We start from the raw sequence: 11,925 nt of genomic DNA on the forward strand, positions 1-11,925 counted from the left end.
CAGGTTACAGCCCATCGAATGGATTTAATAAACAGGGAGGAACAATTTATAAAGATACAAAGTTAAACATCTATTTTCAACTAACTTTGTTTTAACTGTCGCAAATCACAGACATAAGTCAGCCTTGGTGACAATAAATAATCTTTTGTAACAAAAGTAACTTACATAATGATTAACATTTGATGGATAACTATTGTAAAATTATAAACTAAACTAAAGTAGTTGCTGATAAGCATAGGGTGACGTTTTGGAAAGGGATACAAAAATTATATTTGACAAGTTCAATAATACTTTGTCTCGCGGTAATCAGTCTCGGCGGCTTGGTGCAAGGGATTCGTTGGTCTTAGAATTTCTATTGTTGTCAGGAGATAACCTGTCAGCAAAAAATGACATTATTGACTATGCTTGGCAAGGTCTTACGGTCACGGATGCCTCGCTTTCGAAGAGTATATCTTTGTTGAGGGGAGCTCTGGCAGACTTATCTCCTGGAATAGAGATCATTGTAACTGTTCCTAGGCTTGGCTATAAAATAAAGCATACAGAATTTAAAGTTCAAAGTAGTGATCTCAAAAGTAGTGATATAGATATTGATACCTCATCAGATGTTGAGGAGTCGTTGTCTGCTGGGGAAAAAATACGTTCGTTATTTTATAAGCTAAAAAATAGAGCCTTCAATCCTTTAATACTAACATGTTTATTATATGGCATTTCCATCAGTTTAATTATTTATAGTGCTTTTATATTTTATAATTCCATGAATTATGATTCGGTTGAATATCAAGACCATGACTTGAGTATCATTCAGTTATCTGATCGCATGAGATTAATGTCAATTCAGAAGATACCATTGGATGTGAAAAATGAACTTGAGAAAATAAACTGCTTTTGTGACGTGTTTTTTTATCAGGAAGATAAAAACTCATATGTTTCAATTTATTTAAAGAATGAAAGAAGAGCAATAAATATGCTGGTGTCTAATAATAAACTGGAAGAGGTTAATCATTTTATTTATGAAGTTCTGTCTCAAGAAGAGGGGGAGCTAAAATGAGGTTGTCAGTATTTTTTTTGATGCTCTCGATCTTTATTCTATACTATGTTGAGTTTGTAACAAGAAACACCCCATTCCCTGATGGTATTTATCTAGGGGAGAGATATCGTATATCAGATGAAGAGCCAGATGCAACGATCAAGGCAAAGTTTGTAGTGAAGAGTGAGCATGTTGATCAGCAGTTAACATTGACTGATGTTAGTTTGTCTAACCATGCTGTTTTTAAATATAAAGGAACTTTATCATCCTGTAGTAATTTTACTTGTGTTTATACAAGAAAAGGGACTCCACTAGTATTGGCTGATATTAAGGATTCACATTACCATAGTAAGTATCTTGAACTCCTATCAAATAGAAAGAAATCATCAAAAGTAAAGCTTATATTTAAAAGGCCGGATTACATTGTTGTATTCGAACTATCTGAAAATAGGCCTTACTTATATGCTGTAACCAGTCATAAGTCTCTTTGAAGTTGAGCTGATTTATTAGGCGATGGCTTTCATTGGCGACTATGCTGTAAGTAGCATCATCTGATTTTGAAAAATGCCAAGTTAGCCATTGCAGTTATTTATATGGATGACTTGATGCCGTTGATAAATATTAATTACGCAATGGGAGTTGGGTAGGAAATTTTGTTACTATATGAAAATGTAGTTTGTGGCATGCTAACCAATATAGCAGAGTGAATTTCTAAATAACCGGTTCCTAAGAGCAGTTCATCCTGATGTGTTAAACCTTAACACTCGGTACTTGCTCCACCACATTTATACGAGTGTAATGTCCTACTATTCGGAACAACTATTACCCAAGTTTTCTCCTCCCTCAATCTAAAGAAGAGGGAGGCAGAAGATCAAAATGAAGTGCAAACTATGGCGTTTTCATCAATAACCTGTGCATAGTCAACTGGTGGAATTTTTATGGGATGAGATGATGTTAAACTTGATAATGTGTTGGTATTTATTTGAAAAATCTCAAAATAAATAAGTACATCGACCATAAAGATAAATAATAGAACCGAGAGGCCGTGAGCGGCAATCAAGCTGGATAGTATAAATATCACCGCCTTAAGATCTTTTTTAATGCTCATTATATGTATGTTTACTCTGTAATCAAATCGACGAAATAGTACCGTATGAATTTGGGGGAGATAGTGGGATGCATGGCAATGTCATGCATCCCATTTTAACCTCTAACATTATCAGTGTAAGATTAGTGATTTATTCACTCTCATTGATTAGGGCTGCAAAACTCCTGCAACAACCAATGATTGTTTGTACACCTACCAATTGTGTAGTAACGGCGCTGCTATCGCCGCCCTCATCAGCTCTACCCCAAGTGACGACAGTACCATCATGCTTTAGCGCGCTATACGCAGTTAAATTTGAATAAATTTGCTTTACATTCGTCAATTTGTCTTGGACGGAGCTACTATCTCCACCGTCAAATCGGTTACCCCAAGTGACAACAGTTCCATCATGTTTCAGTGCAGCGAAGCTTTCGCTAGTTCCTGAAATAGTTGCAACATCAGTTAGTTGGTGCGATACGCTTGAGCTATCGCCACCCGAGCTACCCACTTCAATCGGGCCAGATTGCAAATCAAATCGCCACTCCCAAGTCACAACTGTGCCATCATTTTTTATGGCTGCAAATGCAAAATCATTGCTATAAATAGCCCTTACATCTACCAGTAAATGCTGTACATGGCTGGAGTCTCCCCCGCGCCCCTTACCCCAGGTGAAGACAGTTCCATCACCTCTTAAAAATGCAAAAGCATCGCTAAAATTATTCGATGTGACGGCTTTGACATCGCCAACAAGAGACGCCGAAGCCGAAATTTCTTCGTTGACACAGGGGTTATTCTTGCCGTCTCCTTTCCAAAAAACCAATGTTCCATCTCTCTTTTGTGCGGCAAAGGCACTTGTACTTGTAAAAATATCACGAACATCAGTCAGACCAACCGGGAAGCAACTCTCCCCGTGGCCGGCCAAATGCAGTACAGTGTTATCTTGTTTAATTGCTATAAAATCTGATGCATTGCCAAATATTTTCTTTATCCCCGTGAACGCCAGCGGTTCGGAGCCCCAAATATTGGAACCCCAAACTATAGCTGTACTATCACTTTTCAGGACAGCAAAATTACCGGGACCCCAACCATCGACACCAGGAATAATGTCTACAACATTGGTGAGTTGGCTTGCGACAGAGCTGGTGACGCCCTCATCATTATAATTACCCCCCCAAGCGACAACAGTGCCATCGTTTTTGAGCGCTGCAAAAGCCCTTCCAGTGCTGAACACCTCTTTCACATCAACCAGCTGGTCGGTCACTGCGCTGCTGTCGCCGCCGTCATATGGGTTGCCCCAAGTCACAACAGTACCATCACCTTTAAGTGCGGCATATGATGTCCAGTTCGCCGTGATAGCCCTCACATTGGTAAGTTGATGCGCGACGGCACTGCTGTCGCCGCCATAGTCTGGTCGACCCCAAGTGACCACATTCGCCAGAGGCGTTACGGTCACCTGCGCCGGCTGCTTGCTGCTGATACCGTCGTAAATGGCATTCACCGTTGAGCTTCCTGCCCGCACACCGGTAACCAACCCTTTAGTTACTGTGACAACGCTCGGCTCTGAGCGTGACCAGGTGGCTACGTCTGTGACATCCGCGGTGGTCAGGTCGCTATAAACTGCGAATGCCTGCATTTGCGCAGTTTGTCCGACGGGAATGTCTGCCGTTTCAGGGGTAATTCGAAGCTCGGTAATGATGGCGGCTATTACATTTGCTGTCGCTGTGCTGGTTTGACCATCTTTGGTCGCGGTCACGGTGGCGGTGCCTTCCGAGGCGCCGGTAAGCAGACCATCCGGGGCTACTGTTGCGATGGCTGTGTTGTCTACATCCCACGTGACGGAGGACGTGATATCAGAAGAGGTGCTGTCACTGTAGGTCGCCATCACAATCAACTGCAGCTGTTCGCCTTTGTGGATTGAGAAGGTTGTAGGGCTAACGGTAATAGCCGTAATCACGGCGTCAGTGACATCTACCGCGACCTGATTACTGGTGACGCCACCTTTGGTTGCGGTCACGGTGGTGGAGCCTGGCGAGGTGCCGGTCAACAGGCCATTGGAGGTAACTGTCGCGACAGTGGCATCTGCAGATACCCAGGTTGCGGAGTCTGTCACATCAGAAGAGGTGTTATTGCTGTAGGTAGCCATCACCCTCAGTGGTTTTTGTTGGCCTTTAGCCACAGAAACGTTGGCAGGAGTAACTGTCAGTGAGGTAATCACGGCATTGCTGACCGTAACCGAGACTTCATTGCTGCTGATGCCATCTTTGCTTGCAGTCAGGGTGGTGCTGCCAGCCGAGGCGCCGGTCAGCAGGCCATTGGCAGTGAGAGTGGCGATGGTGCTGTCGACAGCCCATGCAACGGTGGAGGTCACGTCAAAAGAAGTGTTGTCACTGTAGGTGGCCATGACAGTCAACTGTTGCTCTTGGCCTGTTACTACGGAGATGGCGGCAGGGGAAACCTGGAGTGCGGTAATCACCGCATCGGTAATAGTCACCTCGACCTGATTGCTGGTGATGTTATCTTTAGTCGCGGTCACGGTTATAGTGCCTGCCGAGACACCAGTGAGCAGACCATCATCTGAGATTGTTGCTACAGACTCATCACTTAATGACCATGTGACCGAATCTGAAATATCAAGGGTAGAACCATCGGTATGATGTCCGATAGCAATAAAGGGCTGAGAATTGCCTTTTGCCAGACTCAGAGAGCTGATACCACGAGTTAAAATCGGTGAGGGGATGATATCTATTTTATGTAGTTCTGGGCGCTCAACGCTCGGGTCTTTGTTCTCATCGTTACCACCTGCTTCACCAGCGGGGCCGCCACAAGCGGTTAGAATGGAGGTGACAAATAAAAGCATGAACCTTTTTAGAAGCTTTTTTTGTAAATCAATTAACATATAAAATCCAGTCCACTACTACATGTGAGCACATTCGTGTGTGGTTGCGCCCGATTAAGTAAATTTAAGCCTTATGAACCATCTTAAAGCTTCACTCGCGTTGCCAAGCCTTTAGGTTGCTGATACAGGGCTACACACAGCAATACCTTGAACTGCGCGCATTGCATTGGGCGGTGGCATTGTCCGTGATGAGCTTGATGGTGGGGAGGGAATTAACTTGAATTTTTGTGAAATTCGGGGGTGAGGGCTTGGTGCTTATGGACCGTACGAATGAAGTCGCGTTACGCCACCGGCAGTTATACCGTTACGCTGTTGAATGAAAGGCTTTACGTAAGAATCAGCTCTGCCTGGCATGCGTACGCGCTCGCTGCCAGTTCGCAGTTCGGCTTGGTCAAAGCACCCATCCCTTGGGGTTTCACTTCTTTTCATTTCTTTTCACTTCTCGAATCTAGTGAGGTTTGGCTAGTGTTTGGGTACCATCTGGTCATAGCTCACTTGTCTATCAGTTTCACACTGAACACGTACCGCAGAGATAACATTATTGAATTGCAGCCAGCGCAGGCTCAAGTCTCAAAGCAACAAAACAAAAAACACAAGGAGGTGGCAAGTGATGTCGGTATTTATTGATGCAATTTTTGAGATTTTGCTTTTTCTGGTCTGTGCAACATTGGGTTTGATTTTTGTAATTGGGTGCTTGTTCTTGTTGCTATAAAGTGTGCGAATTGCAATTGTGCGGTATTTAAGGTACTGGTGATTATTTTTAGTTGTTTTTCTAAGGGAGGTTGTATATGCCGTTTTGTTCGTGTTGAGGAGAAAATCAAGGTAATATTACCGTGGATTCTTTCGATAATATATTTGTAGACGGTCATGATTAAGTGGTGCCAAACCTCCCTTGAAGAAAGGCAAGCAGGATCATTTTTCAACGGTTTTGACTGATGGATTGGCGAGCCCCCGCGCTGCGGGCTGTGAGTGGCGCTACGTATCCTGAATTCTTATTCCTTGTCGTGTCTAGAGTTTTTCCGTGCGTGTTTTCTCCGGCATGCTTTGTCAGCAGCCGGAGTTTTTTATGTTTTTGAAAGCGAACAGTTCAACGTTGTATTTGATAAGGGGTGGGTGATATGTGCTGTAATGATGTTACTCGGTGATATGGCATGGCTTTGATGCATCACCCGTCATATTAGGCCAGTCCGGACGTGTTTATAGATGGCAAGACTGTTGCTCGCCAAGGTGATGCCATTTCCGAGCATGGCAAGTCTACTGAAGCCTCTCATGGGCGAGCTATTTCTGGCGGTTTGAGCAAGGTATTGGTCAATGGCAGGCTTATTGCATTAATAGTCTCGGCTGTGGATTATGATTGGTTCCGGCCAAGTGCGATGGGTTGTTCCATGGCTCTAAGTTATGCAGGATTACAATTCACCGTCAAGGTGGGGGTTTTACCCGAGAGCACCTTCGTGGTGGCGAGTTTTGAACTCGAAGAGAGGACAAACAGGCCGTGCAGTTTGAGCCGCTTGAGCCTCAAAGTGGCAAGAGCACTGCCGGATGTCGACTTCAGCTCGGTGTTGGGCCAGCCCTGTGAGCTGCTGGTGTGGTACAACGGCGGGTTGCAGCACCGGGGGGGGCTGCGTTGTGGTCGAGTTTGCGCAAGGGGATAGCTGCTTTTGCTGCACCCGTATAGCCTCGAGGTCAAACCGACACTGTGGCGACAGGGATTGCGCCAGAATTCTCGTATCTTCCATGCGCAAAAGGCCGGCATCACCGACTACGCCTTTGCTCTGAAAAACAAGTATGCCCAGTGCGAATATGGCGTTCAGTATCACGAGACCGACCTCGATTTCGTCAACCAGTTTGCTGCCGAAGAGGTGTTTTTTTACTTTCACGAGTTGAGCAAGGCAAACACCTGGTCGTGTTTGCCGATGATGCCCAAGGCCCCCAGCTGTTTTTCAATCTCGGCAACAGCTCGCTGGAGCTGGGGTTATGCGTTAGCCAGTTCCACTACCGCGAAGCGGTGCGATCCTCAGTGGGGGAGCTCAAGGACTACAGCTTCAAGACCCCGGTCTATGGCCTCTCCCACAAAAACATGGGGGCCGAGCTCTACCATCAACGCGCTACCTACCAGTACTTGACTACCCGGGACGTTACCAGCTGGATCTGAGTGGCAAGGCGTTTGCCCAACATCGTCTCTATGTCCTGCGGAATGACGCTGTGGCGGGCAGTGGTCAATCCAACTGTGCTGCACTGTCGACTTGTCACATTTTCACTCTCACTGAGCATCGCAATAGTGCTTCAATATCGTCTGGCAAATTGTCGAGGTTACCCACACTGGTGCAGGGGCTGGAGAGGAGGAGGGGGGAGCTGCCCGATCGTCAACCACAACGAATTTGGGGTGGTTAAAGCCAGCACCTGGCGGGCATGTATCGGCAGCCCGAGGGCGAAGATATTTATTGCGATGAGCATAGACGAGCATAGCTGGGTCAAGCTGCAGTTCCCGTGGGATCGCTATGGTTCAAGCGATGATCAGAACACCTCTGGGTTCGGGTATCACAAGGCTGGGCAGCATAAAAAACGAAAACTATCTTGAAAAACGCCGTCTGTAAGACAGGTGAATGAAGAACAAAGGCAGCACAGGAGTAGCATTGGTAGACGTTGTGACGTTGTATTGCTAGTGTGGGCTTTCTTAGTATTTATTGCCAGTATGACTCACGTGAATGTATGCTCCTTATTAATAATGGTATTCTCGATGAATGATATGAACAAGTATGCTTTTCGTTTTCAAACAACCAGCTTTGATGTTGAGGAGATAATATGAACTTCATTCGGCGTGTTATCCCCTTGTATATCCACATAGCTTATCTGTTTCTGGGGCTGTTGCTTACCTTTGCTTTGCTCACCCTTGGTCATCAATACCAGCAAACTAAAAATATGCTGATGAGAGAGGCAGAAGAGCGATTCACACTCATCGGTCAAATGACGACTCATGAACTGGCTGGCCTATTTTTCCCTGCAACGCTAAGCGTCAACATGTTGGCACAGCAGCGTTTAACTACCGCTAATACCTTGGCTGAGCGCATGGCCAACATACCTTATATGGTCACCCTGTTACGGGGTGAATCTGCTGTCAATGAAGTGTATGCCGGTTACAACAATGGGGATGTGTTCCAGCTACTTCGCTGGTCTGCTGATCTTAAGGTGCCTCATCTGGTCCCACCTACGACAACCCGCTGGTTGGTTAAAAATATCAGTTTCCAAGGCGCAAACACACTCACCGATATATTTGCACTTACCGATGATCTTGCCATTGTCGAGCACAAGCAAATAAAGGGGAGAACGTTCGACGTAAGAACGCGTCCTTGGTTTATTCAGGCCAAGCAAGCCGAAGGAGTGATACAGACCCCCCCCTATATATCGATCGATACGCAGGAGATCAACCTGAGTGTTGCAAAACCAATGCAAAATGGTGCTGGGATTGTCGGTGTTGACTTGAGTCTCAGGTCTATTGAATATCTCCTTAAATCGGCAATGCTCACCCCCAATATGCGACTGGCCATTGTTAATGCACAAGGAGAACTGATCACTAGCCATAAAGGAGGTATGATCATTCACGGTGAGCAAGGCACTTATCGTTTGGCCAACGTGACAGAAGCTCATCTCCCCATGATTAAGCATTTAATGGATGCCAGCACCACTCTCAATAGTTACCAGTTGAGCTTTCAATCAGATAACCGTGATTGGCAAGGAATGAGAGTGTCGCTCCATACCTCGGACGCTTCCCACTTATCATTGTGGATTGCCGCTCCGGTTGATGAACTCCTGTCTACCGCTATCTCTATCCGCAATCAGACCTTCTTATTGTCGGGGATCTTCCTGCTTCTTGCTCTATTTGCTGCGATCGCATTAGCACGAACAGCAGCTAGGCCCCTTGATTCGCTGACACGAGAAGCCAGAAAAATTGCCCGCTTTGATTTCAATGAACCGGTCAGGGTCAGCTCCTATATTGCCGAAATCATCGATCTTTCCCAAGCAATGGGCGATATGAAATCGACGATCCAACGCTTTTTGCAGCTTTCTATGTCCCTCTCCAGCGAAACCAGTTTTCCCCGTCTGCTGGTGCGGCTGCTCACTGAAATGCAGCAACTGACAGGTGCAACAGGTTGCATGCTCTATCTCTTCGATAGTGGCAACGAGACGCTGGAACTGGCCGGATTATGTTGGCATGGCGAGGTACAGGAACACAGACCAACTCACTGTATTGGTCCTAACAATCAGCCAACTCATACGTTGTTCCAGAGCTTGCTGGGAGTTGAACTGGAGCCGGTTAAGTTAGTCTCCAGCGAATTGCAGATTCTATTCCCCTACCTTGATGCGAGTGACATCCCACTAACCTTCTGGCCGATAGCTCTGACAAACCGCGATGGACAACTACTCGGCACCTTGGTATTTCTAATCGATGAACATGAAAAAAAACTGACGCATCAGCGGATGGCATTTGTCAGAGCCCTCTCCTCGACTGCTGCTGTGGCACTTGCCGCCCAGCGATTACTCGAGGAAAGCAAAATAAAAAGCGATTATTTAGCTGTTATGAGTCATGAAATTCGCACTCCTCTTAACGCTATCATCGGAGGGTTAGAGCTTTCTTTAAAGAAGTATACTCATGACGGAGTTTGGAGTCATGATGCCATAAATGCGGCATACTCCTCTTCACTACATCTCTCATCACTCATTGGAAATATTCTAGATATAGCAAAAATTGAGGCTGGAGGGCTCGTTTTACAACCATGCCCTATACATATAAATGAGTTTTTAGCTTCTCAGTTAAATGCTTTTTACAGTCTTGCAAAGCAAAAAGATATAACACTTGCTTTACATCCTTTGCTTTCTCCTCACTCGTATTATTTAGCAGATGAAAATTCATTAAAACAGATTATTTATAATCTGTTAGGGAATGCCATTAAGTTCACTCAGAAGGGAAGAGTGAGTATATCCGCTTACATTGCAGAAAATAATTTCATTAGATTTGAAATTAGAGATACAGGATGTGGTATTTCATTGGAGCAGCAAGCCACTCTTTTTACTCCATATTTTCAAGCTGACATTCACCACAATAAAGATAAAAAAGGAACTGGCTTGGGTCTAGCGATCTGTAAACAACTAAGTAACTTGATGGGGGGTGATATTGTAATTAATAGCTCCTTAGGCAATGGAACTCTGGTTAGTGTAACTATACCTATGATAGAATGTTCAGACGGCGATTACGAAAATACGATCAACTCGCACGAAACCAATAAACTATCCCCCACCCTTCGCAGCCTGAATATATTGATAGTCGATGATCACTCTGCAAATCTATGGATTTTAACTCAACAATTACATTTTTTAGGACATCAAACCCTGATTGCTGAACAGGGTGAGGATGCATACTCCATTTATAATGATTCAAACATTGATGTAATCATTACGGATTGTAACATGCCGGTCATGAATGGTTACGAATTAACAAAAAAAATCCGTCAGTTGGAAATGGAAAATAATATAAAGCCTATACCAATAATTGGTTTCACGGCCAATGCACAGATGGAAGAACGTCAAGCTTGTTTGGCGGTTGGAATGACTTCATGCCTTTTTAAACCGGTTGACATAAAAGAGTTGTCTGAATGTTTGGCTCAGATTTTCTGTGATAAAGACGACATTCAATACACAGTTTTGAATCTAGGTCAGCTTAATTCCTTGGTAAGTGGAAAACTGGAGAATAAAATAAAATTACTTACTGAGTTGCTTAAGAATAATGCGGTTGATATTAATAATCTCACCCAAAGACTCTCCATTGAACAAGAGAAAGAGTCAATTCACAGGATCTTGGGAGTAGCAAGGATACTAAGAGCAAATCAATTAATATTTCTTTGTGAGGAATATTCAAAAGGGGAGCGAACCGTACTGGAAAACATCTTGTTTTTACTTGAAATACTACAAGGGGAGCTTGTTATGGAATATGAGAAAGCCACAAATAACTCTTGGGATGGGAACAATGGTTAGGTTACTGTGAAATACAGTGGGGGTATTTTTAGTCGCATTTTGAATTAGTCAAAGAGTTATTTGAGATGTGTGGCTGAGAGGGGACATTGTTTCCCAAATCGATACAGTTTGGATGGAACTAATAGAGGATTTGGTGATCCGATCCTTCAAGTCTGTATCATGGGTACGCCGTTTCACTCCATCACCAACTGGCCTCAATACTGACGCCAACGCGTTATAAATCAGGGGCACCGATTTATTTAAAGCACCGGTAAATGAAAATGCCTTATAGACTCGCTATCCAGATGGTTGGCCAGACTGAGGGTCTGTCGGTACAGTCACTACATGCTGAAACTCTTGCACCATCATTTCATCTTCATGCCCTTCGACAAATATATTACCGACTTACCCGACCCAACTTACCGACAGCACCCGCAGTGATATTGCCTTGGTTTTCCCCTCAATGCAAATAAAACAAGGCCTGGCATATACAGCCCCCTTAGAAAAACAGCTAAAAAACCATAAAGTGGGCGAGCAAAAAAAATAATCACCAGCATTTTAAACACCTTACGATTGCAAATCGCCCACTTTCAAAAGCACCCTGAATTTCACAAAAATTCAAGGTGATTCCCTCCCCACCTTCAAGCTCATCACGGACAATGCCACCGCCAATGCAATGCGCGCAGTTCAAGGTATTGCTGTGTGTAGCCCTGTATCAGCAACCTAAAGGCTTGGCAACGCGAGTGAAGCTTTGAGATGGTTCATGTAGTGGTCAACTAAATCCGGACACTTGGTTAGGCCGATCCTCGGCTTTTGCTGGCGGTATCCCGTCATTGTGGTGATGTGGACGCCGCCAGTTGTAGTAATCCATCAGGTAATAACTGATATCCCGCTTTGCCTCCCGCACGC

6 protein-coding genes and 3 pseudogenes are annotated in these 11,925 nt (G+C 44.7%); 6 read left to right on the forward strand and 3 right to left on the reverse strand.

Annotation, left to right across the window (positions count from 1 at the left end; genetic code table 11):
- The first annotated feature begins 247 nt into the window (after positions 1 to 247).
- Positions 248 to 1,048 (forward strand): winged helix-turn-helix domain-containing protein, encoded by an 801-nt coding sequence (locus G5168_RS15155; protein WP_139739897.1) that lies wholly within the window; start codon positions 248 to 250, stop codon positions 1,046 to 1,048.
- Positions 1,045 to 1,518: a hypothetical protein gene (locus tag G5168_RS15160; RefSeq protein ID WP_421252409.1), complete on the forward strand. Its 474-nt coding sequence runs from the start codon at positions 1,045 to 1,047 to the stop codon at positions 1,516 to 1,518. The genes G5168_RS15155 and G5168_RS15160 overlap by 4 nt, the downstream gene beginning before the upstream one ends.
- Positions 1,519 to 2,265: 747 nt before the next feature.
- Here the strand turns inward: G5168_RS15160 and G5168_RS15165 are convergent.
- Entirely contained in the window at positions 2,266 to 5,010 is a 2,745-nt protein-coding gene (locus tag G5168_RS15165; RefSeq protein WP_421252410.1) for an Ig-like domain-containing protein, read from the reverse strand.
- Between the two features lie 270 nt (positions 5,011 to 5,280).
- Between G5168_RS15165 and G5168_RS15170 the strand changes: the two genes are divergently transcribed.
- The 4 genes and pseudogenes from G5168_RS15170 to G5168_RS15185 all read left to right on the forward strand — a co-directional run bounded on the left by G5168_RS15170 (position 5,281) and on the right by G5168_RS15185 (position 11,037).
- The gene (locus tag G5168_RS15170) at positions 5,281 to 5,637 is read left to right on the forward strand and encodes a hypothetical protein (protein WP_421252411.1); all 357 of its coding nucleotides are present in this window, start codon (positions 5,281 to 5,283) and stop codon (positions 5,635 to 5,637) included.
- Positions 5,638 to 6,719: 1,082 nt separating this feature from the next.
- A pseudogene (locus G5168_RS15175) lies at positions 6,720 to 7,162 on the forward strand (contractile injection system protein, VgrG/Pvc8 family).
- On the forward strand, positions 7,159 to 7,401 hold the full coding sequence (locus G5168_RS15180; RefSeq protein ID WP_421252415.1) for a contractile injection system protein, VgrG/Pvc8 family: 243 nt from the start codon (positions 7,159 to 7,161) through the stop codon (positions 7,399 to 7,401). The pseudogene G5168_RS15175 and the gene G5168_RS15180 overlap by 4 nt, the downstream one beginning before the upstream one ends.
- Before the next feature lie 411 nt (positions 7,402 to 7,812).
- Entirely contained in the window at positions 7,813 to 11,037 is a 3,225-nt protein-coding gene (locus G5168_RS15185) for an ATP-binding protein (protein ID WP_421252412.1), read from the forward strand.
- Positions 11,038 to 11,238: 201 nt separating this feature from the next.
- On the opposite strand, the pseudogene tssD reads toward G5168_RS15185, so the two are convergent.
- A pseudogene (tssD, locus tag G5168_RS15190) lies at positions 11,239 to 11,487 on the reverse strand (type VI secretion system tube protein TssD); the annotation flags it as partial.
- Positions 11,488 to 11,788: 301 nt separating this feature from the next.
- Positions 11,789 to 11,925 (reverse strand): annotated as a pseudogene (locus G5168_RS15195) (IS3 family transposase); the annotation flags it as partial.

This window comes from Aeromonas sp. 600724, from assembly GCF_049175135.1.
In the GTDB taxonomy this organism is placed as follows: Bacteria; Pseudomonadota; Gammaproteobacteria; order Enterobacterales; family Aeromonadaceae; genus Aeromonas; species Aeromonas veronii_A.

Excerpts from the sequence above, each read along its gene's own strand:
- G5168_RS15160 (WP_421252409.1), top strand. The coding sequence starts at position 1,045 with ATGAGGTTGTCAGTATTTTTTTTGATGCTCTCGATCTTTATTCTATAC.
- G5168_RS15165 (WP_421252410.1), bottom strand. The coding sequence starts at position 5,010 with ATGTTAATTGATTTACAAAAAAAGCTTCTAAAAAGGTTCATGCTTTTA.
- G5168_RS15170 (WP_421252411.1), top strand. The coding sequence starts at position 5,281 with ATGAAGTCGCGTTACGCCACCGGCAGTTATACCGTTACGCTGTTGAAT.
- G5168_RS15185 (WP_421252412.1), top strand. The coding sequence starts at position 7,813 with ATGAACTTCATTCGGCGTGTTATCCCCTTGTATATCCACATAGCTTAT.